This window comes from Streptomyces sp. NPDC040589 (assembly GCF_055594445.1).
Genome location: NZ_JBVIWP010000008.1, coordinates 342,209 through 365,101, shown reverse-complemented (window position 1 = coordinate 365,101; position 22,893 = coordinate 342,209). Strand labels below are relative to the sequence as shown.

Annotated in this window: 17 protein-coding genes; 10 read left to right on the top strand and 7 right to left on the bottom strand. The window is 69.9% G+C overall.

Going from position 1 to position 22,893, the window contains the following annotated elements; all coding sequences use genetic code 11:
• Nucleotides 1–13: 13 nt before the first annotated feature.
• On the top strand, nucleotides 14–1,015 hold the full coding sequence (locus ACZ58V_RS31710; protein WP_468197553.1) for a DNA-3-methyladenine glycosylase family protein: 1,002 nt from the start codon (nucleotides 14–16) through the stop codon (nucleotides 1,013–1,015).
• Between the two features lie 153 nt (nucleotides 1,016–1,168).
• Here the strand turns inward: ACZ58V_RS31710 and manB are convergent, their stop codons facing one another.
• A complete protein-coding gene (gene manB, locus ACZ58V_RS31705) occupies nucleotides 1,169–2,251 on the bottom strand; it encodes a mannose-1-phosphate guanylyltransferase (protein ID WP_468197555.1) in 1,083 nt (360 codons plus the stop codon).
• Nucleotides 2,252–2,363: 112 nt separating this feature from the next.
• Nucleotides 2,364–3,818, bottom strand: coding sequence for a peptidoglycan recognition protein family protein (locus ACZ58V_RS31700; RefSeq protein WP_468197558.1), 1,455 nt, complete (start codon nucleotides 3,816–3,818; stop codon nucleotides 2,364–2,366).
• A 150-nt stretch (nucleotides 3,819–3,968) separates the two neighbouring features.
• Here ACZ58V_RS31700 and ACZ58V_RS31695 point away from each other — a divergent pair, with 150 nt between their 5' ends.
• The 6 genes from ACZ58V_RS31695 to ACZ58V_RS31670 all read left to right on the top strand — a co-directional run bounded on the left by ACZ58V_RS31695 (nucleotide 3,969) and on the right by ACZ58V_RS31670 (nucleotide 13,786).
• Entirely contained in the window at nucleotides 3,969–4,724 is a 756-nt protein-coding gene (locus tag ACZ58V_RS31695) for a TIGR03089 family protein (RefSeq protein ID WP_468197560.1), read from the top strand.
• Nucleotides 4,725–4,961: 237 nt separating this feature from the next.
• On the top strand, nucleotides 4,962–6,197 hold the full coding sequence (locus tag ACZ58V_RS31690; protein WP_468197562.1) for an LCP family protein: 1,236 nt from the start codon (nucleotides 4,962–4,964) through the stop codon (nucleotides 6,195–6,197).
• 239 nt (nucleotides 6,198–6,436) lie between these two features.
• Nucleotides 6,437–8,203, top strand: a complete 1,767-nt coding sequence (locus tag ACZ58V_RS31685; protein ID WP_468197564.1) for an LCP family protein — start codon at nucleotides 6,437–6,439, stop codon at nucleotides 8,201–8,203.
• A gap of 73 nt (nucleotides 8,204–8,276) precedes the next feature.
• Nucleotides 8,277–9,899 carry an LCP family protein gene (locus ACZ58V_RS31680; protein WP_468197567.1) on the top strand — a complete coding sequence of 541 codons (1,623 nt, stop codon included), beginning with the start codon at nucleotides 8,277–8,279 and terminating at the stop codon, nucleotides 9,897–9,899.
• A gap of 186 nt (nucleotides 9,900–10,085) precedes the next feature.
• Nucleotides 10,086–11,816, top strand: a complete 1,731-nt coding sequence (locus ACZ58V_RS31675; protein ID WP_471294259.1) for an LCP family protein — start codon at nucleotides 10,086–10,088, stop codon at nucleotides 11,814–11,816.
• A gap of 470 nt (nucleotides 11,817–12,286) precedes the next feature.
• Entirely contained in the window at nucleotides 12,287–13,786 is a 1,500-nt protein-coding gene (locus ACZ58V_RS31670; RefSeq protein WP_471294315.1) for an LCP family protein, read from the top strand.
• Between the two features lie 57 nt (nucleotides 13,787–13,843).
• On the opposite strand, the gene ACZ58V_RS31665 is transcribed toward ACZ58V_RS31670, so the two are convergent.
• On the bottom strand, nucleotides 13,844–14,881 hold the full coding sequence (locus ACZ58V_RS31665) for a glycosyltransferase family 2 protein (protein WP_189726725.1): 1,038 nt from the start codon (nucleotides 14,879–14,881) through the stop codon (nucleotides 13,844–13,846).
• A gap of 127 nt (nucleotides 14,882–15,008) precedes the next feature.
• Here ACZ58V_RS31665 and ACZ58V_RS31660 point away from each other — a divergent pair, with 127 nt between their 5' ends.
• Both ACZ58V_RS31660 and ACZ58V_RS31655 read left to right on the top strand, forming a co-directional pair.
• Nucleotides 15,009–16,490, top strand: a complete 1,482-nt coding sequence (locus ACZ58V_RS31660; protein ID WP_471294256.1) for an LCP family protein — start codon at nucleotides 15,009–15,011, stop codon at nucleotides 16,488–16,490.
• Between the two features lie 142 nt (nucleotides 16,491–16,632).
• Nucleotides 16,633–16,998, top strand: coding sequence for a four-helix bundle copper-binding protein (locus ACZ58V_RS31655; RefSeq protein WP_468197575.1), 366 nt, complete (start codon nucleotides 16,633–16,635; stop codon nucleotides 16,996–16,998).
• An 83-nt stretch (nucleotides 16,999–17,081) separates the two neighbouring features.
• On the opposite strand, the gene ACZ58V_RS31650 is transcribed toward ACZ58V_RS31655, so the two are convergent.
• Entirely contained in the window at nucleotides 17,082–18,362 is a 1,281-nt protein-coding gene (locus ACZ58V_RS31650) for an LCP family protein (protein ID WP_468197577.1), read from the bottom strand.
• Between the two features lie 118 nt (nucleotides 18,363–18,480).
• On the opposite strand from ACZ58V_RS31650, the gene ACZ58V_RS31645 reads away from it, so the two are divergent.
• Entirely contained in the window at nucleotides 18,481–19,038 is a 558-nt protein-coding gene (locus ACZ58V_RS31645) for an acyl-CoA thioesterase (RefSeq protein ID WP_399018246.1), read from the top strand.
• 184 nt (nucleotides 19,039–19,222) lie between these two features.
• On the opposite strand, the gene ACZ58V_RS31640 is transcribed toward ACZ58V_RS31645, so the two are convergent.
• Genes ACZ58V_RS31640 through ACZ58V_RS31630 form a run of 3 tightly spaced genes read right to left on the bottom strand, consistent with a single transcriptional unit; the run spans nucleotide 19,223 to nucleotide 22,728 of the window.
• Nucleotides 19,223–19,996 carry a hypothetical protein gene (locus tag ACZ58V_RS31640; RefSeq protein ID WP_471294252.1) on the bottom strand — a complete coding sequence of 258 codons (774 nt, stop codon included), beginning with the start codon at nucleotides 19,994–19,996 and terminating at the stop codon, nucleotides 19,223–19,225.
• Nucleotides 19,997–19,999: 3 nt separating this feature from the next.
• The gene (locus ACZ58V_RS31635; protein WP_468197583.1) at nucleotides 20,000–20,476 is read right to left on the bottom strand and encodes a hypothetical protein; all 477 of its coding nucleotides are present in this window, start codon (nucleotides 20,474–20,476) and stop codon (nucleotides 20,000–20,002) included.
• Nucleotides 20,477–20,481: 5 nt separating this feature from the next.
• A complete protein-coding gene (locus ACZ58V_RS31630) occupies nucleotides 20,482–22,728 on the bottom strand; it encodes a glycoside hydrolase domain-containing protein (RefSeq protein WP_471294250.1) in 2,247 nt (748 codons plus the stop codon).
• Nucleotides 22,729–22,893: the final 165 nt, after the last annotated feature.

Below are 22,893 nucleotides of genomic sequence, written 5' to 3'. Positions count from 1 at the left end.
AGGGGCCTTGTTCATGGCAGGACGGTTCACTCCCCGGCCCACGCGTACGACGGTGCGCGGCGGGCATGTCGCCGTGGGCGGGGGCGTGCCCCGGCAGGCGGCGGCGCCGGGGCGGGTGCGCGACTGGGTGCCGGACGGGCCGCTGGATCTCGGGCTGGTGCTCGGGCCGCTGCGGCGCGGGCCGGGTGATCCGACGTTCCGGGCGACGCCGGACGGGTCGGTGTGGCGGACCGCTCTCACGCCCGCCGGGCCCGGCACGCTACGGGTGCGCGCGTCCGGCGGCGGGGTGCGCGGGGAGGCCTGGGGGCCCGGGGCCGAGTGGCTGCTGGAGCGGTTGCCCGAGCTGCTCGGGGCCGCCGATGATCCGTCCGCGTTCGTGCCGCGGCACCGGCTGGTGGCGTTGACCCGGCATCGGCGGCCGGGGCTGCGGCTGACGCGGAGCGGGCTGGTGCTGGAGTCGCTGATTCCGTCGATTCTCGAGCAGAAGGTCACGACCGATGAGGCGTATCGGGCGTGGCGGTTGCTGGTGCGGAAGTTCGGGGAGCCGGCGCCGGGGCCCGTGCCCGGGCCGATGCATGTGATGCCGGGGCCTCGGACGTGGGCGTTGATTCCGTCGTGGGAGTGGCATCGGGCCGGGGTCGACAACAAGCGGGCGTCGACGATCCTGCGTGCGGTTCGGGTGGCCGGGCGGTTGGAGGAGGCGGCCGGGATGGAGCCGGGGGCGGCTCGGGCACGGCTGGAGTTGGTGCCGGGGATCGGGCCGTGGACGTCGGCGGAGACGGTGCAGCGGAGTCATGGGGCGGCGGATGAGGTGACGGTGGGGGATCTGCATCTGCCGCGGATCGTGGGGTGGGCGTTGGCCGGGGATCGGGATGCGGATGACTCCGTGATGCTGGAGTTGTTGGAGCCGTATGCGGGGCAGCGGCATCGGGCGGCTCGGTTGGTATTGCTGAGTGGGAGGGTGCCGGGGCGTAGGGCGCCGAAGATGCCTCGGTGGGATATCGGGGGGTTGTGATGCACTGCCCGTTGCTCGGTGCCCTGCGTCGGTGCTGAGGGCGGGTGGGTGCGCAGCCCGGCGGAGCGGGGCGCCGCTGCGCCCACCCGTGCCGCCCCTAGCGGCACGCATGCCCGCAGCTGGGGCGGCCGGCGCGCGGAGCGCGGCGGGGATCTACTGGTCCGACGAGAAGCGGACCGCTCCCGCTGGGATCTGGGCGTCGCACCAGATGCGGGTGCCCTCCAGGAGTTCGTTGTCGGGGCCGATGGTCGCGCCGTCGCCTATGACCGTGCCGGTGAGGACGGAGCGTTCGCCGACTCGGGCCCGGGCGCCTATGAGGGAGTCGGTGACGACCGCGCCGGGTTCGATCACGGCGCCCGGCATGATCGTGCTGCCGAAGACCCGCGCGCCCTCGGCGACGAAGGCGCCCTCCCCCACCACCGTGCCGCCCGACAGCTTCGCGTCGGCCGCGACCGTCGCCGTCGGCAGCACCAGGCGGTCGCCGCAGCGGCCGGGAACGGCGGGCGACGGGGCCCGGCCGAGGACCAGGTCCGCCGAGCCCCGGACGAACGCGGCCGGTGTGCCGAGGTCGAGCCAGTACGTCGAGTCGACCATGCCCTGGAGGTGGGCTCCGGCGGAGAGGAGGTCGGGGAAGGTCTCCCGTTCCACCGACACCGGCCGGCCCAGCGGGATCGTGTCGATGACCGAGCGGCGGAAGACGTACGCCCCCGCGTTGATCTGGTCGGTGACGATCTCCTCGGGGGTCTGCGGCTTCTCCAGGAACGCCAGGACCCTGCCCGTGTCGTCCGTGGGGACCAGACCGTAGGCACGCGGGTCCGTGACCTTCGTGAGGTGCAGGGAGACGTCCGCGCCCGTCGACTCGTGGGTGTCCACCAGGGCCCGGATGTCCAGGCCCGTCAGGATGTCGCCGTTGAAGATCAGGACCGGGTCGTCGGGGCCGGAGCTCAGCCGGGAGGCGACGTTGCGGATGGCGCCGCCCGTGCCGAGGGGCTCTTCCTCCGTCACGTACTCCAGGTGCAGGCCCAGCGCGGACCCGTCACCGAAGTACGGCTCGAAGACCTCGGCCAGATAGGACGTGGCCAGGACGATGTGCTCGACGCCCGCCGCTCTCGCTCTCGCCAGCTGGTGCGTGAGGAAGGGCACCCCGGCCGCCGGGACCATGGGCTTGGGCGTGTGCACCGTGAGCGGGCGCAGCCGGGTGCCCTTGCCACCGACCAGGAGGATCGCTTCAGTCACGTGTCGTCTCTGCTTCCTGCCGGGACCGGCCGAACTGTCTTTCGGCCGGTCAGTGTATGCAGACCGTTCCGTGGCGCCTTCGCTGGCCGTGCGGCATTCCGGCCCTCCGTTCTCAGCGGCCCTGGTAGCGGGCCGCCGTGGAGCGGGCCGAGCCGAGCTTGCCGTAGAGCTTCCGTCCCGGGCAGGCCGTCTTGAAGCCGTCCCGGTGACCGGAGATCACGTTCAGTCGTACCTTCTTACCTTTGCGGTGGAGATTGCTGCCAGCCGACTTCAGGTAGGTCTTTCCCCGCGGATTCATCCGGTACAGGCCCAGCTTCCACGCCGTGACGCGGGCGATGGCCTTGACGGCGGCGGACGACGGCTTCTTGGATCCGTACGATCCGAGGACGGCGATGCCCATGCTGTTGCTGTTGAAACCAAGGGTGTGCGCGCCGAGGACCGGCCTCGCCACGCCGCCCGCGCGGCCCTCGTAGATCTTTCCGCACTTGTCGATGAGGAAGTTGTAGCCGACGTCCCGCCAGCCCATGCTCTTGACGTGGTAGCGGTAGATACTGCGGATGAGTGACGGGGACTGCGAGCAGTTGTACTTGTTGCCGCTCGCGGTGTGGTGCACGAAGGCGGCCTTGACCTTCTTCGTGTAGACGAACTTCCGCTCCCGCAGCCCCTCGTTCGCGCCCCAGCCGCGCCGCGTGACGATCCGCGGGCGGGGGCCGACGTACGGCTTCGCCCGCTGCCGATCCACCGAACCGCCGGCACGGAGGGTGTAGAACTCGCGCTCGGTCGCCGCGCGGCTCAGTGCCGTGATCTCGGTGGCGCCGAGGGGGGCGAGGTCCGCGTTGGCGGCGGAGGCGTCGGTGGCGGCGGAGGTCTCGGTGTTCAGGCCGCCGGTGCGGGGGCTGTCCACGGGGCCGCCGGGCAGTGCCTCGTCGCCCTCGCCGGGGTCGACGAGTTCCAGACGGAGGCCGGAGGGGAGCGAGGGCGCGGCGATCGCGACGCTGCGGCCGCCGGTGCCTTGGAGTTCCGAGCGGACCCGGAGTTCCACGCCGTCGGAGTCGCCCACCCACAGCGGTGCCGTGGCGCCGCGGACGCGGCCCGAGGTGCTCTCGGGGGTGTCCAGGTCGGCCGCGTGGTCGGCGTTGTGGGTCTCCACGACCTGCCAGCCCGACCAGGTGCCGGTGCCGGCGGCGCGGGTGCGGACGTGGACGCGGCCGTGCAGTTCGGCATGGGGGTCGTCCCAGATGACGCCGACGAGGGAGAAGCGGCGTACGGCACGGCGGGACAGGCCCTGTTCGGCGGCGGCCGAGGCGGAGGCGGAGGGGGTGGCTCGGTTGCGGGTGAGGGGTTCGAGGGGGAGGGACTGGGTGCTGCCGGCGGCGGACGGTTCGGCCGCGCGCCGGTCGGTCAGGGTCGGGTCCGGCGTCCCCGCGTGGGGCGCGGGTCTCGCGGCCGTGGCGACCTCGGTGGTCGGCACCGGTCTCGCCGTCGCCGCGAGGGCGGGCGGAGTGAGGGGAAGGGCCAGAGCGGCCGCACAGGTGACACCGATCGAGGAAGCAAGGAATCCGCGCATGCCCCTGATCTTGGACATAGTCGTATAAGTCTGTCCATTTGGGAGTTGACGGACTGTCGGCCGGAATTCGGCCGAACCGGTGGTGAACACGGGGCGGGGCGGTGGCCGGGCCGTTGGGTGGAGGCCGGCGTGCCGCGTACCCTTGCGCGGGTGAACGCCACCGATCGCACCCCCGCCGACCTGCTGGGTTCCGCGCTCGCCGCGGATCCGGGACGCCCCCTGGTGACCTTCTACGACGACGCCACGGGCGAACGTGTCGAACTGTCCGTGGCCACCTTCGCCAATTGGGTGGCCAAGACCGCGAACCTGCTCCAGGACGAGCTGTCCGTCGAGCCCGGGGACCGGGTCGCGCTGCTGCTGCCCGCGCACTGGCAGACGGCGGTGTGGCTGCTCGCCTGTGCGTCGGTCGGTGTGGTCGCGGACATGTCCGGGGACGCTCGGGCCGCCGATGTCGTGGTGAGCGGGCCGGACGGGCTGGAGGCGGCCCGGGCGTGTTCCGGGGCGCGGGTCGCCATGGCGCTGCGGCCACTCGGCGGGCGGTTCCCGCAGGCCCCCGAGGGGTTCGTCGACTACGCGGTGGAGGTGCCGGGGCAGGGGGACCGGTTCGTGCCGTACGCGCCCGTGGATCCGGAGGAGCCGGCGCTGATCGTGGCGGGGCGGGAGTTCACTGGGGCCGAGGTTGTGGAGCGGGCTCGGGCGGGGGCGACGGAGCTGGGGCTGACCGGGCCCGGCTCGCGGATTCTGTCGGGGTTGCCGTACGACACGTGGGAAGGGCTGAACGCGGGGTTGTACGGGCCGTTGGCCACGGGAGGGTCTGTGGTGCTGTGCCGGAATCTGGAGTTGGCGGGGGGCGAGGTGCTGGACAAGCGGGTGGAGAGTGAGCGGGTTACGGCGCTCGCCCGGTAGGCCGTTTTTCTTGGTGCTGGGCGTTTCCGCTGAAGGTGGGTGGGTCCGCGTCCCTGCGTAGCGGGGGTGCCGCTCTCTTTGGGACGGGTGCCGCCCTCAGCGGCACGATTGCCCGCGGCCAGGCCGCCAGCGCCCCCCGTTCGGCCCATCCCCACCCCTCCCCCACCGCCCATCCACGCCACAGTCGTAAGAGCAGTGCGCGCGCACGTTCGTACGACGTGAGGGGTGGTCCCTGTCGTGGCCGACACCGGTGGTGGGTCCTTGCCGAGGCTCGGGCCGGGTGCGGGGGCCTCGGCCAGCGGTCGGGGGCTGGCGCGGCGGCGTCGGCGGCGGTGGGTGCGGTGCACGGCGTTCGGGATCGCCGGCCTCGTCGTGGCGGCCGCCGGGGCCGGATGGGCCGTGTACGCGAAGCTCAGCGGGAACATCACGCCCGACGAGGCGGCGGCCGCCGAGCTCGCGCGGTACGAGAAGGAGCGGCCCACCTCGCTGGTCAGGGACGCGCGGAACATCCTGCTGATCGGCTCGGACTCGCGCGAGGGTGACGACAACGCCCGCTACGGCCGGGACTCCGGGACCGAACGGTCGGACACCACGATCCTGCTGCACCTGTCCGCGGGCCGGAGCAGCGCCACCGCCGTCTCCCTGCCCCGGGACCTGATGGTGGAGCTGCCGGGCTGCCGGCGCCCGGACGGGTCCCGCAGCGCGCCGCGGTTCGCCATGTTCAACCAGGCCTTCGCGCTGGGCGGTTCGGCCTGCACCATCCGGACCGTCGAGAAGCTCACCGACGTCCGTGTCGATCACCACGTCGTCGTGGACTTCCACGGCTTCAAGGAGATGGTCGACGCGGTCGACGGTGTCGAGGTGTGCCTGCGGGAGCCGGTCGACGACCGGGCCGCCAAGCTGAGGCTGCCCGCAGGACGCGTCACGCTCAACGGCGAGCAGGCGCTCGGCTACGTCCGCGCCCGCAAGTCCCTCGGCGACGGCAGCGACACGGAGCGGATGGAGCGGCAGCAACGATTCCTCGGCGCACTCGTCAACAAGGTGCGCAGCAATGACGTCCTGCTGAATCCGGTGAAGCTGTATCCCGTGCTGGACGCCGCCACGTCCTCTCTCACAACGGACCCGGATCTTGCCAGCCTGCGCGGTTTGTACGAACTCGTGCGCGGCCTGCGCGACATCCCCATGGAACAAGTGCAATTTCTGACCGTCCCCCGGGAGTCGTATGCGTACGACGCCAATCGCGACCAACTCGTGGAGCCCGAGGCGGAGAAGCTGTTCGAGCGGCTGCGTAAGGACTCGCCAGTGGTCGTCGCGGGGGACGTTCCACACGGTTCTGCCCCGTTGAGGCCCACCGAATCGCGTGACGGGTCGTACGGGGATCCGCATCCGGGTCCGTTCACGAAATCCGTCGTCACCGTTTCTCCTCCACCCACGTTCCGTGGAAACACGGCAGCCGAGGACACCTGCGAGTAAAGCGGACACCAAGGCCGCCTCAAGGTAACGCGCTCTTCACCGGGAAATGGGCGGATTGCCCAGGTGTAGGGACGTGGACTTCGTCACCGTCGTCGCTCGACGCTGAACTGGGCGGTTAGTGTGAGCGATCCCGGTGCGCCCGGCTCTGAGGACGGTCCTGAGATCGCGCACTGTGTGACCGAGACCGAGCGCCTTGGAGGGGAAGGCGCCGCGTGCCCCGACGGAGGAAACAGACAACCGTGGACGCGCAAGGCCGTGGGCGGGCGGACGACATCGATCCCGCCGACCAGTGGGTGCTCAATCCGAACACCGGCGAATACGAAATGCGACTGCCCCCTTCCGCACCGCAGTCAGGTGTCCCCGGGCCCCGCAAACCACCGGCCTCCGATACGGACCCGTCGGCGCTCGGCTCCACGCAGCCGCTCGGCCGTTCCGCGGCGCCCGGCCGCGCCAGGCCCGAGACGCCCGGTCGTGCGGTGCCGCCGCCGCGCAGGCGCCGCGGGGCTCCGGCTCCGGAGGAGCCACTGCCGGGGCGGCGCGGGCGCCGGCCCGCCAAGAAGGCCGCGAAGGGCAAGAAGGTCCTGCTGTGGACCGGCGGCGTGATGGCGTTCGTGCTGGTCGCCGGGGCGGGCGCCGCGTACTTCTACATCGAGCACCTGAACAGCAACATCGCGTCGGTCTCCGACGACGGCGCGAGCACCGGTGGCTTCGAGAAGGACAAGGCCATCAACATCCTGCTGATCGGCACCGACAAGCGCACCGGCGCGGGCAACGAGAAGTACGGCGACGCGGGCAGTGTCGGGCACGCCGACACCACGATCCTGCTGCATGTCTCCAAGGACCGCTCCAACGCGACCGCGCTGAGCATCCCCCGTGACCTGATCGTCGACATCCCGGACTGCCCGACCACGCAGGAGGACGGGTCGCAGAAGGTCATCCCGGGCACGCCGCAGACCCGCTTCAACACCAGCCTCGGCCAGGACGAGCGAACCCCCAGCTGCACCATGCGGACCGTGACGGAGCTGACCGGGGTCAAGCCGGACAACTTCATGGTCGCCGACTTCAACGCGGTCAAGACGCTGACCAGCGCGGTCGGCGGGGTCGAGGTCTGTCTGGGCAAGGACATCGACGACCCGGACTCGCACCTGAAGCTGTCGAAGGGCAACCACACCATCGAGGGCGAGCAGGCGCTGGCCTTCGTGCGCACCCGGCACTCGGTCGGCTTCGGCGGCGACCTGAGCCGGATCGGGCTCCAGCAGCAGTTCCTGAGCGCGCTGATGCGCAAGCTCAAGGACAACGACACGCTCACCAGCCCCTCGAAGATGCTCGATCTGGCCGAGGCGGGCACGAAGGCGCTGACCGTCGACTCGCAGCTGTCCAGCATCGGCAAGCTGAAGGACCTCGGTCTCGAGCTGGGCAAGCTCAACACCAAGAACCTGACGTTCGCCACCACCCCGGTGATCGACAACCCGGCGGAGAAGGTCCCGACCACGGTCGTCCTCAACGAGTCGTCGGCCCCGCAGGTCTTCGACATGATCAAGAACGACGTCTCCTTCACCGCGGTCAAGGACAAGAAGAAGAAGGAAGCCGCCGCGGTGGCCGCCCGGCTCAAGGGCACCAAGTCCGCGGCCTCCGAGGTGCGGGTGCGGATCATGAATGGCGGTGCCGTCGCCGGCAGCGCCCAGGAGACACTCAGCTGGCTGCAGGTCGAGGAGGGCGTGACCAAGTCGGAGAACGCCGGCAACGCCCCCGCCGAGCTGGCGAAGACGACCCTCGAGTACGCCCCCGACCAGGCCGACCAGGCCCGCCGCCTCGCCGACATCATGGGCCTGCCCGGGTCCGCGCTGAAGCCCGGCGAGAGCGTGGAGAACGCCCAGGGCGTCCCCGCGATGACCCTGACCCTCGGCAAGGACTTCAAGGGCGCGGGCTCTTCCCAGACCACCCCGGCCAAGGCGCCGGCGGACGTGGACAAGTCCACGGCGGACAAGGTCGAGTGCGCCGAGTGACCTGAAGGGCCTGTCCTACGTCTCACAGGGCGTACGGCAGGCCTTTTCGGTGACACGGGGGTGGGGGAAGCAGATGGCGCGGAGCAGCGGTGTGTATGGGGAGGGGACGAAACCGGGTGCCGTCCCGCGTGAGCCGGCCCCGGGCAGATCCACCGGGCCGGGCGGCGGGGACCGCCGCAGAGGCCGTCGGGCCCGCCGCGGACGCCGAGTCCTGCGCTGGTCGGCGACGACCCTCTCCCTGCTGGTCCTCGGAACCGCCGGCGCCGGTTACCTCTACTACGAGCACCTGAACGGCAACATCGAGAAGGGCCAGCGCAGCAGCGGCGACTCCAAGGCGCGGCGGGCCGCTCCGAACGCGGCCGGGCAGACGCCCCTGAACATCCTGCTGATCGGCTCCGACAGCCGTAACTCCGACGAGAACGTGAAGCTGGGCGGCGCCAGGAAGGACCGCGGCACTCCGCCGCGGGGCGATGTGCAGATGCTCATCCACCTGGCCGCGGACCGCGAGAGCGCCTCCGTGGTGAGCATTCCGCGCGACACCCGGGTCGACATACCCAAGTGCACCGACCCGAAGTCCGGTCGGACGTACCCGCCGGTCAACACGATCATCAACGCCTCGCTGGCCCGGGGCGGAGCGGGCTGCACGCTGGCGACCTGGCAGAACCTCACCGGGGTCTACGTCGACCACTGGATGACGATCGACTTCGCGGGCGTGGTGAAGATGGCCGACGCCATCGGCGGGGTCGAGGTGTGTGTGGAGCAGAACGTGTGGGACCGCCCGCTGCCCGGCGTGCCCGGCGGCTCCGGCCTGAAGCTGAGGGCCGGCCGGACGAAGGTCCAGGGCGAGCAGGCTCTCCAGTGGCTGCGCACCCGCCACGCCTGGGGCAGCGACCCGCTGCGGGCCAGGGCGCAGCACATGTACATGAACTCGATGATCCGCACGCTCAAGTCGCAGAACGTCTTCACCGACACCGGCCGGCTGACGGACCTCGCGGAGGCGGCCACCAAGTCGCTGCACGTGTCCGAGGAGATCGGCACGGTGAAGAAGCTGTACGACCTGGGGGCGCAGCTGAAGACGGTGCCGACGGACCGCATCACCATGACGACCCTGCCCACGGCCGCGGACCCGGAGGACGCCAACCACCTGGTCCCGGCCGGCACCGACGCCGACCGGGTCTGGGAGATGATCCGCGACGACGTGCCGTTCGACGGCAAGGGCGGGAAGCCGGGCGCGAAGAAGGCGGAGAAGGCCGAGAAGGCGTCCCGGGATCCGGCCGCGGCGGACGGCGAGATCGGCGTCCTGGTGCAGAACGCCACGCGCTCCAGCGCCCTCGGCCCGGTGAGCGGACGCGCGGGCGCCATCGCCCAGTCGCTCGTGGGCAAGGGCTTCACGAAGGCCGCGGCGGACACCTCGGGCGCGCTGGCCGAGGAGCGGACCGTCGTGCGCTATCCGAGCGCCGAGCTGGCGGGCGATGCCCAGCGCGTCGCCAAGTCGCTGGACATTCCGCGGAGTTCGGTGCGGCAGTCCACCGACGTATCCGGCGTCACGGTCGTCGTGGGCGCCGACTGGCGTACGGGTACGGCGTATCCGAAGCGGCCGGCGCCGAAGGCCGGAGACCTGCCCGGTGACGCGGACGCGCTCAACGGCTCGGACGCCGGTAAGTGCATGAACGTGTACGCGCCCTACCGCTGGTAGAGATTCCCGGAACGGAATTGGGCTGGATTGCCCAAATGTAGGGACGTCGAATTTGTCATTCAGCGCACACCGACGTTCAACTGGGCGGATAGTGTGAGCGATCCAGTGCTTCTGTGATGACCAAGTACCCGCGCGCCTTCCGGGGGGAGAAGGCGCCGCGTGCCCCGACGGAGGAATCGGACAACCGTGGACGCGCAACGCCGTGGGCGGGGGGAACAGATGGACCCCGCAGACCAGTGGGTACTCAATCCGAACACCGGCGAATACGAACTGCGACTGAATCCATCCGCAGCGCAGTCGCGGACGGCTCCTCGTACCGCCACCGCACGTTCGACCGGCGCACGTTCGGCCGCTCCCCGTGAGGGCGCGACCCGCAGCACCCGTACCGAGGTTCCGCCGCAACGCAGGCGGCGCGGTGCTCCCGAGGAGCCGCCGCCGGGGCGCCGCGGTGGGCGCCGGACGGTGCAGCAGAAGCCGAACAAGGCGAAGAAGGTGCTGCTGTGGACCGGCGGCACGATGGCGTTCGTGCTGGTCGGGGTCAGTGCGGCCGGCTACTTCTACCTCCAGCACCTGGAGGGCAACGTGTCGACGACCGACGTCGGCAACGCGGGTGCCAGCAACTTCAGCAAGGACGAGGCCTTCAGCGTCCTCATCATCGGTACGGACAAGCGCACCGGCGAGGGCAACGAGGGCTACGGCGACAAGGGCAGTTCCGGGCACGCCGACACCACGATCCTGCTGCACGTCGCGAAGGACCGCTCCAACGCGACCGCGCTGAGCATCCCGCGCGACCTGATCGTGAACATCCCCGACTGCCCGACGAAGCTGGAGGACGGCTCGGAGAAGGTCATCCCAGGGAATCAGAGCGTCCGCTTCAACCGGAGCCTCGGGGAGGGCGGTCGGGACCCGGGCTGCACCATGCTCACGGTGGAGGAGAACACCGGCATCGATGTCGACCACTTCATGATGGCCGACTTCAACGCGGTGAAGACGCTGACCACGGCGGTGGAAGGCGTCGACGTGTGTGTGGAGAAGCCGGTCAACGACAAGGAGTCCAAACTCGTCCTGCCCGCGGGCGAGTCGACGGTCGAGGGCGAGCAGGCCCTCGCGTTCGTCCGTACGCGCAAGAGCTTCGGCAACAGCGGCGACCTCGACCGGATCAAGGTGCAGCAGCAGTTCCTGGGCTCGCTGATGCGCAAGATGTCCTCCAGCGACACCCTCACGAGTCCCTCGAAGCTGCTGAACCTGGCCGAGGCCGCGACGAAGGCGCTGACCGTGGACCAGGCGATCGGCAGGGTCAGCACGCTCAAGGACGTCGCCCTTGAGCTGAAGAAGGTGCCGACGAAGAACATCAGCTTCACCACGGTGCCGGTGGTGGACAACCCGGCGGAGACGGTGAAGGCGACGGTCGTCGTCGACAAGTCCAAGGCGCCGCAGGTGTTCGACATGATCGAGAACGACGTCTCCTTGACCGAGGTCAAGCAGCAGGAGAAGAAGGAGAAGGACGCCCAGGCCGCCCGGCTCAAGGGCACCAAGTCCGCGGCCTCCGAGGTACGGGTGCGGATCATGAACGGCGGTGCCGTCGCCGGCAGTGCGCAGAAGACCCTCCAGTACCTCCAGGTCGAGGAGGGCGTGGACAAGTCGGAGAACGTCGGCAACGCACCCGCCGAGCTGGCCAAGACGACCCTCGAGTACGCTCCCGACCAGGCCGACCAGGCCCGCCGCCTCGCCGACATCATGGGCCTGCCCGGGTCCGCGCTGAAGCCCGGCGAGAGCGTGAACAACTCCCAGGGCGTGCCCGCGATCACCCTGACCCTCGGCAAGGACTTCAAGGGCGCCGGCGTGAAGCTCAACGCCCCGGCCAAGGCGGCGGACGTGGAGAAGTCCACAGCGGACAAGGTGAAGTGCGCTAGTTGACCCGTTGAGGGCAACTGACAGGCCCGTCGTGCGTCTAACAGGAGGCAGGGCGGGCCTGCTGCATGCGCCGGGGGGCGGAGAGGACCGGGGAAGTGACGCAGAGCGGTGTGCGGGAGGACGGTAAGCGGCAGAGCGTCCGCCACGAACCGGATCCGGGCGAGGAGAAGCCGACGACGGGCAGTCAGTCGCCCGACGGCGACGGCACGTCGACAGGGGACGCGGAGACGTCCGACGACGAGGGCGTGTCGGCGGGGAGTTCGAGCACGCCCGACACCGACGACCCCCCGACGGAAAGCACGAGCACCCCCGACACCGACGCCCCCCCGACGGAAAGCACGAGCACGCCCGACACCGACGACCTGCCGGCAGCGAGCGAGAGCACGCCCGACCGCGACAGCGCATCGGCGACCGCCCCGAACTCACCCGGCCGCGACGATGCGGCCGGCGGCGACGGTGGGGAAAGCGGTCGGCTGCCCGGGGGACGGCCCCCTCGCAGGCGGCGGGTGTTGAAGTGGTCAGCTGTCGTGCTGGCCGTGCTGATACTCGGGACGGCCGGGTCCGGCTACCTCTACTACCGGCATCTCAACGGCAACATCAAGAAGGACGTCCTGAACCTCGGCGACAGCAAGGTCGCCGCTCCGACGCCCAACGCCGCCGGGCAGACCCCGCTGAACATCCTGCTCATCGGCTCCGACGCGCGGGACAGCAAGGAGAACCAGAAACTCGGCGGCGCCCGCGAGACGTTCGGCGCCACGCCCCTCGCGGACGTCCAGATGCTGCTGCACCTGTCCGCCGACCGCACCAACATGTCGGTCATCAGCATGCCCCGCGACACCCTCGTGAAGATCCCGAAGTGCACCGACCCGGACGACGGGAAGGTGTACCAGGCGACGCAGGGGCGGACGATGACCAACCAGAGCCTCGGACACGGCGGTCCGGGCTGCGCCGTGGCCACCTGGCAGGAGCTCACCGGCATCCACATCGACCACTTCATCATGGTCGACTTCGCGGGCGTGGTGTCGATGGCCGACGCCGTCGGGGGCGTCCCCGTCTGCGTCGACGCCAACATCCACTCCCGCACCTCCGACGGCAAGGGCTCGGGCCTGAGACTGGAGAAGGGCACCTCGTACATCCAGGGCGAGCAGGCCCTGCAGTGGCTGCGCACCCGCTACGGCTTCGAGGACGGCAGCGACCTCGCCCGCGCCAAGGCCCAGCACATGTACATGAACGCGATGGTCCGCCAGCTGCGCGACAACATGACCCTGAGCAGCCCGAACAAGCTCCGCAGACTGGCCGAGGAGGCCACCCGGGCCATGACGGTCGACCCGGGCCTCGACACCGTCAAGAAGCTCTACGACCTCAGCGACGAGCTGCGCAAGGTGGAGCCGAAGCGCATCACCATGACCACGATGCCCAACCGCTACGTCGGCGCCCGCGTCGAACCCACCGAGGACGCCGAGCAGCTCTTCCGGCTGGTGCGGGAGGACATCGCCCTGGACGGCAAGGACAAGGCGAAGAAGCCGACCGCCGAGAAGGCCTCCGCCGACCCGGCCGCGCCCGACGACGAGATCCCCGTCCAGGTCCGCAACGGCACCCGCACCGACACCCTGGCCGCGGCCCGCGGACGCGCCGGCACGGTGGCCGGCCTGCTGAAGGAGGAGGGCTTCACCCAGGCCGTCGCCGACACCACCGGCTCATGGACCGAGGACAGGACCGTCGTCCGCTACCCGAGCGCCGACCTGGAGGGCGACGCCCAGCGTCTCGCCAAGGCCCTGGGCATCCCGCCGAGTTCGGTGCAGCGGTCCACCGACGTCTCCGGCATCACCCTCGTCGTGGGCGCCGACTGGCGGGAGGGCACGGCCTACAAGGCGCCCGAGGAGAACGACACGACCCCGAAGTCGGCCGAGGCGCTCAACGGCGCCGACGACAAGGCCTGCATGCACGTGAACCCGGCGTTCACCTGGGACTGAACGGCGACGGGCCCTTTCCCCGGCCGGGGAAAGGGCCCGCGTCAACACGCCGGTGATTCAGCTCGCGGAGGCGTCCGCGCGTACCGCCGGCCGGCGGCTCGCGATCACCTTGCGGGCCAGCGCCCGCGGGCTGGTCAGAAAGCCCCAGCCCCACGACATGTGCATGGTGGCCAGCGCCACGGGAATCTGCAGCCGCGCCTTCAGCGGCAGCCCCTTGCCCGCCGGGACCGAACCGGCGAGGATCGCCGCGAGATAGCCGCCGGGCACCACGAAGCCCCACGGGGTCAGCAGCGCGCCCACCACGATCCCCGCCGCGATCGCGCACACGGCGGTCGGCGGGGCGAGGTAGCGCAGGTTGATGGAGCCCTCGTGGTAGCGGGCGACGACATGCCGCCAGCGGCCGTAGTCCTTGTACTGCTTGGCGAGGGCCTTCACGCTCGGCCGCGGCCGGTACGACACCCGCAGCTCGGGCGAGAACCAGATCAGCCCGCCGGCCTCACGGATGCGGAAGTTCAGCTCCCAGTCCTGGGCGCGGATGAACTCCACGTTGTAGCCGCCCTGCTGCTCCAGCGCCTCGCGCCGGAAGACGCCGAGGTAGACGGTGTCGGCCTGCTGCGCCTGGCCGCCCGTGTGGAAGGCGGCGTTGCCGACCCCTATCTTCGAGGTCATCGCGGCGGCGACGGCGTGCTCCCAGTCGTTCTCGCCCTCGGCGTGCATGATGCCGCCGACGTTCTGCGCGCCGGTCTCCTCCAGGAGCCGCACGGCGGTGGCGATGTAGTTCGGCGAGAGCATGCCGTGCCCGTCGACGCGCACGACGATCGGGTGGCGGGAGGCGTTGATCGCCGCGTTCAGGGCGGCCGGCGTACGGCCGGTCGGGTTCGGGACGGTGTGCACACGCGGGTCGTCCGCGACGAGCTGAGCCGCGATCTCGTCCGTGCGGTCCGTGGACGGACCCAGGGCGATCACGACCTCCATCTCGCCGGCGTACTCCTGCGCGAGGATCGCTTGGACTGCTCCCCGCAGATGCCGCTCCTCGTTGAGGACGGGCATGATCACGGAAACGGCGGGGTGGCGCACGTCGGGATTGGCGTTCATAGGGGGCTCACGTTACCGCGAACGGGGGACACCGTTGCGCGCCGCCGGGCCGGTACCGCGGGCTGCAGATCGTATCGGCCTACGGTGTCACGGATCCCACGTACGGCCCTCGTCCGGAGGTGTCCTCTTGCCCACGCCGCCGCGGTCCCCCCGGACCACCGCCGCCCCGCAGCGCCGCCCGCAGCCGCCCTCCTCCCGCCGGCAACCGCGCAGGCCCGTGCGGCGCGGGAAGCCGCGCTGGGGCATGCGGGCGGTGACCACGCTGTCCGTGGTGGTCCTCGCGTCCGCCGGCATCGGGCACGCGGTGGTCACGAGCCTGGACGCGGACATCGCCCGGGTCGACGCCTTCAAGGACATGAAGAACCGGCCCCAGGCGGGCCACGGCATGAACGTCCTGCTGGTCGGCACCGACGGCCGCGAGAAGATCAGCCAGGACGAGCGGCGGAAGTACCGGCTCGGCGGCGCGCCCTGCCACTGCACCGACACGATGATGATCGTGCACATCTCGGAGGACCGGGAGCGGGCGAGTGTGGTGAGCCTGCCGCGCGACTCGTACGCCGTGACGCCGGCGCATGTCGACCGTACGACGGGCAGACGGCACGAGGGCCACCCGATCAAGCTGAACGCGGCGTACGCCGAGGGCGGGGCGCCGCTGACCGTGCGGACGGTCGAGAACATGACCCGGGTGAAGATCGACCACTATCTGGAGGTCGACTTCACGAGCTTCATGAAGACCGTGGACGTGGTCGGGGGCGTGCAGATCTGCACGTCCGCCCCCCTGAGTGACCACTACACCGGCCTGAACCTGCCGGCCGGGCGCCACACGCTCGAGGGCGGGCAGGCGCTTCAGTATGTGCGCGCACGCCATGTCGACGGGGCGTCGGATCTGGGCCGTATGAAACGGCAGCAGCGGTTCATGGCGGCGCTCGTGGAGCGGGTCATGTCCTCCGGGATCCTGCTGAACCCGATGAAGTTCCGGGACGTGACACGGGCGGTGCTCGGCTCGGTGCGGGCCGACAAGGGCTTCGGCACGGACGAGATGCTGGCCCTGGGCCGGGCCATGCGGAACTTCTCCCCCTCCTCCTCCGAGTTCACGACCGTCCCGATCGGGCAGCTCGGATACCCCGTGGAGGGCGTCGGCTCCACGCTGAAGTGGGACCCCGTGAAGGCGGAGCGGCTCTTCCACGCCCTGCGCGCGGACCAGCCCCTGTCCGTGCGGAGGCAGCGCGACGAGGCCCGGGTCGTCCCGGTCGCCCCGCAGCAGATCAGCGTCCAGGTGGAGAACGGCACACCCACGCCCGGCCTCGGCCGCCGGGTCGACGCGGCACTGGCCTCGACGGGCTTCCGTACGACCGGGGTCCCTGCCAACGCCGCCACCACCGATGTGAAACGCACGGTCATCGTCTACGACCCCCGCTGGGACCGCTCCGCCAAGTCCCTCGCGGCGGCCCTGCCGGGCAGCGAGCTGCGCGCGGCCCCGGGGCTGGGCGCGACCCTGAAGGTCATCGCGGGCACGGACTTCGAACGCGTACGCAAGGTGCGGGCGGAGGACACGGGGCAGGGCGAGTCCGGCGTGGTGGTGCGGGGGGACGAGGTGGCGTGCTCATGAAGCTCATCGGTGACGCCTACGGGCCCGCGACGCACGCATGGCGGATTCCTTCCTTCCGCCCCATGGCGGGCAGCGTCGCACAGGCGTAGGACGGAAGGCACGGGGGCCGACCCCCGGCCCCCACCGTCCCCCGGAGGAAGTCATGACCCAGCAGCCCGCCACCGCGACCCCGCTGAGCAAGGAGATGCAGGACTGTGTCCAGGCGTGCATGGCCTGCCACAGCGTGTGCGAGGAGACCATGAGCTCCTGCCTGCAGATGGGCGGCACGGCCCAGATGCAGATCATGCGCGCCGTCATGGACTGCGCCGAGATGACGCGCATGTGCGCCGACATGATGATGCGCCGCTCGCCGCTGTCGGCCGAGATGTGCGCGATGTGCGCCAGGGCCTGTGACATGTGCGCCGAGGCGTGTATGTCCATGCCGGACGACGACCAGATGATGCGCTGTGCCGAGGCGTGTCGCCGCTGCGCCGAGATGTGCCGCTCGATGTCGGCCGCCACGATGTGAGAACCGCCTCACAGGGAAGGGGGGCACCCGCCCGGGTGCCCCCCTTCTTTCCCGCTGCCGCCTTCTTTCCTGCTGCCGCGTGCTCAGTTGCTGGAGACGGTGACCTGCTCGTCGTTCTTCAGCTGGTTCACCAGCGTCTTCACCTTGGCGGTGTCCCACTGGAGGTTGCCGTTCGCGGAGTTGCCCGAGAGCGGCATGTTCATCGACTTGCCCTCGCCGCCGCTGACGCCCTTCATCGCCCAGAACATGGACGCCAGGTCGAACAGGCCCATGTCCTTGTCGACCACGAGGGAGTCCAGGCCCGCGCCCATGGTCGGGTACAGCTTGAACGGGTTGAGGATCGTGCTCGGCGTGGCGACCTGGTTGGCCAGGGCCGACAGGAACTTCTGCTGGTTCTTCGTACGGTCCAGGTCGGAGCCCCTGAGCGCGTAACGGGTGCGGACGAAGGCCAGGGCCTGCTCGCCGCTCAGCGTCTGCTTGCCCTTCTTGAAGTCCGCGCCGGACTTGGTGTCCTTGATGTCCTGCGGGATGTCCATCTCCACGCCGCCGACCGCGTCCACGATGCTCGCGAAGCCGCCGAAGCCGATCTCCACGTAGTGGTCGATGTGCAGGTCGGTGTTGGCCTCGACGGTTCGGACCAGCAGCTCGGGGCCGTCCTCCGCGTACGCGGCGTTCAGCTTGGTCTGGCGGCCCGTGCCCGGGTAGGACTTGCCGGAGTCGGAGCCCACGAACGACGGGATCGTGACGTTCGAGTCACGCGGCAGGGAGATCAGCGTCGGGCCGTTGCTGCCGGTGTGCAGGATCATCATCGAGTCCGTGCGCTTGCCCTCGGCGGAACCGGTGCGGAGTCTCTTCTTCTCCTCGGCCGACATGCCCTCGCGGCTGTCGGAGCCGACGATCAGGTAGTTCGTGCCCTCGCCCGCCTCCGGACGGTCGATGACCTTCGACAGGTCGACGTCGCGGTTGAGCTTGGAGTCGGCCCAGAAGTACGTGGCGACGCTGGTCACCACCAGCACCGTCACCAGCGTGATGGTCGTCACCTTGATACGGCGGCGCCAGTTCGGCGCGGGCCGCGGCTCGTACCTGCCGTCGCCCGGACCGCCGGGGCCCCTGCCACCGGGGGAGCCGTAGACCTGGCCGGTGTTGTAGCCGCTGTCGTAGCCGCCGTCGACGTACGACGGCTGCTGCGGCACTCCGCCGGCGTACGGCGGCGCACCGCCGTACCCGGCCTGCCCGGGCGACGGCGCCGGGCCACGGCGGACCTGCCGCATGGCGCGGGCGCTCTCGGGCTGTGCGCTCGAGCTTCCGCGTCCGTAGCGGTTGCCGCGGTTGTCGTCGGACCGCCCCTCGGGCCAAGTGTTCATGCGGACCAGTGTGCAGGTCCCCGTAGTGCGCCATACAAGAGTCGTCGGAAAATCAGAGCACGGCTGTGGCGAAGCTGACACAAAACATCCCCATACCGCCTCGGCATAGGGTGGGGCCATGACAGACCAGGCCCCAGCTGCGGATTCCGGCAGTACGGATATCCCGGGCAAGCCGACTTCGGCGTCCCGCACCACCCTCAGCCACATCATGACCCACAACGACACGAACCTGCTGGGGACGGTGCACGGCGGGGTGATCATGAAGCTGGTCGACGACGCGGCAGGGGCCGTGGCCGGGCGGCACTCCGGCGGGCCGGCGGTCACCGCGTCCATGGACGAGATGGCGTTCCTCGAACCGGTCCGCGTCGGCGACCTGGTCCACGTCAAGGCTCAGGTCAACTGGACCGGCCGGACGTCCATGGAGGTCGGCGTCCGGGTCCTGGCCGAACGCTGGAACGAGTCCGCTCCGCCCACCCAGGTCGGTTCCGCCTACCTCGTCTTCGCCGGGGTCGACGCCGACGGCAAGCCCCGCCGGGTCCCGCCGGTCCTCCCGGAGACCGAACGTGACAAACGCCGCTACCAGGAGGCCCAGATCCGCCGCACCCACCGCCTGGCCCGCCGCCGCGCGATCATGGAGCTGCGGGAGAAGCGGGCGGCGGAGGGGTTCGAGGACTGATCGATCCTCCCGGCAGGCCGTGCCCTGGCCCGAAGCCGGGGCTCGACGCAGCGCAGCGGGCGAGGTCGTCCGGTTCGAGCTCAACCGCGATCGCGGGGCCGTGATGCGGCCGTCACAGCACGACCTGGGGGGGCGCCCGATCCGTGCCGGGCGCCCCCATGCTCTGGATCGGATCGGGAGCTCTTTACCTGTAGCGCTCCGCCGCGCGGCGGCGGGACGGCAGCGACGGGTCCACGACGGCTCCGGCGCCTTGACCGGCCGTCTCGTCCCAGCGGCGAAGCTTCGCCGCAACAGCGGCGAGACGCGGGTCTCCCGGCCTGGTGGCAATCGAGAACAGGCCCTCGTAGCAGCGGCGGTCGTCCCCTCCCCAGCGGACGACCCCCTCGCATTCGGCGAGGATGTCCCGGATCGTGGCCTTCTGGGCCGCGTCGAACCCGTCACGGGCACCCGGCACGTACCAGGTCGGACGGATCACGACGGCCGTTCCGGACGCCAGGCCGGCCTCCGGCAGATGGCTGTCACGGACCTTGCCCGGGTGGATCCAGCCCTGCAGCGCGGGATCCTCGTCCTTCGAGCCGAGCTGGTCGATCTCGTAGTTGAAGCGGCGGATCACATGCATGAGGACGGTCTCCACGTCACCGGAGCGCAGGGCGACGGTCAGCGGGCCGCGGGTGCCCTCGACTTCGCGGGTCCAGATCGAGCATTCCGCGTCGATCTCGTTCTCCATCTCCCAGCCGTTCGGGGACTTGCGGCCCGTCAGGACGCGTCGGCGCCGGGCTTCGAGACGACGGAGCGCCTCTTTCAGCTCGTCGTTCGTCGAAGGGCCGGGCTCCGGCTGGGCCTGGGGTGCGGCCGCGACCGGGGTGGCGAGGAGGCCGACGGAGCCGAGGCCCGCCGCGGTGGTGACACCGGCCACCACAGTGAGCGTGTTTCTGCGGGTCAGGTCGTTGTGGCTCAACGGTCAGGGTTCCTTCCGTGGTGCCGTGCGCTGCTCGCGGTGGAGGAGGACGGATGCGACGGCACAGGCCAGGGCGAGCAGCAGCAGGACGGCGATGGACGGGTTGATGTAGTCGGGGACGAGGACGGTGAAGCTCCGGCCGTCGTCAGTCCGGCATACGAGTCGCAGAGGGACGAAGTCGCCGTGGAAGGCGGCGACGCGAACCCCACCGGCCTCCTCGGCGCATGCGTTGCCGGCCTCCTGCCGTCCCACGAAGACCACCTGGAGGCAGCCCCACACATACAGGGCGAGCGACGCGGTGGCCGACATCAGGGACACGTCACGCCACACGGCGGGCAGGGTGTAAGCCCTGAGGCGTTGTCCCGTCAGGCGTGAGCAGAAGTAGACGACGAGTCCGAGAAGGGCCGCCGAGCCGACGATCAAAGCGGCGAGTACCGCCGTGAAGTCATGCGTCCGGTACGGGTCGTATGCCGTGCTCATGATGGTCAGGATCCTCGGATGACACGGTTGTACTTCTCGAAGATCGCGTACAGCGGCATGCGCAGCTTCGCGTCACTGAACGCGGGCTCGACCGGGCCCTGGTAGCGCCGGAGCACCTCGTAGATCTCGGTCTCGGAGTAGTCCAGTGCGGGGCGGCGGATCGGGGTCTCCTCCTCGTCGCCCTTCTTGCCGTCGGCGGACCAGATGTGGACGAGGGCCACGGTGCGGACGTTGAACGCGTTGTCCTCGAGCAGCCGGATCCACATCTTGTACCGGTCGGCATCCGGGCGGGGGCGCTTGTCATCGGGGTCGAGGACGGTTCCGTCAGCGAGGCCCGCACGGATGGCGTTGTTCCACGCCAGGATGCCGCTGCGACCCTGGATCTGCCCTACTCCGGTGCTGCTGTCCTCGAACTTTTCGACAATAGGGAGGCCCTCGGCCCAGTCGGGAACCGAACCGGTGTAGTAGAAGCCGACGCCGCCGTCCTTGATGGCGTCCTCTCGGCCGTAGTGGCAGAACTCCCAGAAGGCGGAGGTCTGGATGAGAGCCTTGCGCATGCGGTACCTACGGGCCGTGGACGTGATGACGTCGTCCAGCGAGATGACCGTCTCCAGGCACTGCTTGCGCGTGTATATGTTGTTGCTCTGCTCGCCTCGCCCGATGGAGGCCATGTAGTCGTCGGCTTCCTTCAACAGCGCGTCCCAGTAGGAGAGGCTGAAGCCGATGTCGAGCTTCTGGGCGGGAGGGGCGTCGAAGTCGCCCTGGCCGGTGTCCCGTCCAGAGGCGATGTTGTTGTCGATCTCGATCGCGCCGGCACCAGAACCGACCGTCTTCGTGACGATCTGGTCGAAGGCCCAGTCCGCCGGCAGCGTGTAGCCCAGGTTCCCGGAGAATCCCGACGACATGTCGGACACGAAACTCGCGCCCGAGTATCCGGCGGCGGAGACGCGCGCGCACACGTTGCGCGGCCCGTAGATGCCAATCTTGTAGGGGCTTCCCATCCGGTTCATCTGATTGCTGATGCTCCGGAAGTACGGCAGGACGTGTGAGGTGACCTCCTCGTCGACCGCGTCGTAGTCGACGGCGAAATAGATCCGGGACCCCGGCTTGAACCCGTGCTCCTCCGCTTTGTACGCCGCGTTCATGCAGTCCGTGACACCCTGCTGGACGCTGTAGTAGTCGACCGAGCGGGCCCAGGTCTGGTAGATCGGGAAGCAACGCAGGCCGTACTGCTTGATCGTGGCGAGTTCGCCCGGCTGTATCTCCTTCTCCGGCAGGGAGGTGGTGGACGGGTTGTACAGGTACCGGCCTATGTACTTGTATCCCGCCTCCTTCAGTGCCTGGGCGCGAGCCGGGGTGATCTTCGTGACGCCGTCGCAGGATTCGCCCTTGCGGGTCTGGTCCCCGTAGGAAACCAGCAGCGACGCCCAGGTCTGGAAGTCGCCGAGTCCGGTGACGGGTAACTTCGCGAACGACTGGAAGACCTGTACACCGGCCTTCACGTCCCCGGTGAAGTTCCCGAACGGCACGCTCCGCTTGTTCAGAATCATCGCGGCGGTGAACAGCAGCGCCCAGGTGCCGGTCGTGCCGGCGGCGACGGTGTGGTTCTTCAGGCCGGACTGGGTGCCAGGTCCGAATACGCCGTTCGCCGTGCCGTCGGCCATGCCTAGCTCGTACTGGATCGCATACAGCAGGGACTTGGCGACATCACGGGAGTGGTGGCCGTCGCAGGGGATGACGTAGAAGTCCCTGCGGTTGACGTAGCGTCCGTTCATCCACTGCTGGATTTCGCGGATGGTGGCGGACCCGTCGTTGACGGTGGCGTAGGCGTCCATGTTGAGCAGGCCCTTGAAGACCTTGGGTACCAGGTCGGCCCCGGGAAACACACCGCTGACGCCCATGTCCGCCTTGAGGGCGGCGATCGAGGCGGCGACCCGGTCGCTGTACTTGCCGTCGATGGAACCGCCGTCGTAGCCCTTGCAGTACAGGGCGGACTGAATGATCCGGCAGAAGTCCGCCGACTTCACGGTGGACGCGTTGATCTTCGGGTACTTCGACTGAAGCGTGGAGAGCGTGGTGGGGCCGAAGCTGTTCGACAAGGAGCTGATGCCGAGTTCCCACTGCAGGGCGCGAGTGAGGGCGTACATCACAGGCCACCCTGTCCGCCCGTTCTCCTCGACCGTCATGCCGATGCGGCTGCCGTAGACGCTGTTGACGAACTTCTGGGCTCTGAGAACCATCTCGTCGGCCATGCTGGATGCCTGCTCCTTCATAGGTCGCGGTGAGGCAGGAGACAAACATCCCGTCCCCCTTTGGCCGTGCGCGTGCAATGGCCTGGCCGGGCCGCCTGCAGCGGCGATCACCATAAGCCTGCTATGACAGAGGCGGGCAAGATCAGTGGTTGACATTGGCCGAAT

Coding starts and splice junctions, on each gene's coding strand:
- ACZ58V_RS31710 (WP_468197553.1), top strand. CDS start 14: ATGGCAGGACGGTTCACTCCCCGGCCCACGCGTACGACGGTGCGCGGC.
- ACZ58V_RS31700 (WP_468197558.1), bottom strand. CDS start 3,818: ATGCGCGGATTCCTTGCTTCCTCGATCGGTGTCACCTGTGCGGCCGCT.
- ACZ58V_RS31680 (WP_468197567.1), top strand. CDS start 8,277: ATGGCGCGGAGCAGCGGTGTGTATGGGGAGGGGACGAAACCGGGTGCC.
- ACZ58V_RS31665 (WP_189726725.1), bottom strand. CDS start 14,881: ATGAACGCCAATCCCGACGTGCGCCACCCCGCCGTTTCCGTGATCATG.
- ACZ58V_RS31655 (WP_468197575.1), top strand. CDS start 16,633: ATGACCCAGCAGCCCGCCACCGCGACCCCGCTGAGCAAGGAGATGCAG.
- ACZ58V_RS31650 (WP_468197577.1), bottom strand. CDS start 18,362: ATGAACACTTGGCCCGAGGGGCGGTCCGACGACAACCGCGGCAACCGC.
- ACZ58V_RS31645 (WP_399018246.1), top strand. CDS start 18,481: ATGACAGACCAGGCCCCAGCTGCGGATTCCGGCAGTACGGATATCCCG.
- ACZ58V_RS31635 (WP_468197583.1), bottom strand. CDS start 20,476: ATGAGCACGGCATACGACCCGTACCGGACGCATGACTTCACGGCGGTA.
- ACZ58V_RS31630 (WP_471294250.1), bottom strand. CDS start 22,728: ATGGCCGACGAGATGGTTCTCAGAGCCCAGAAGTTCGTCAACAGCGTC.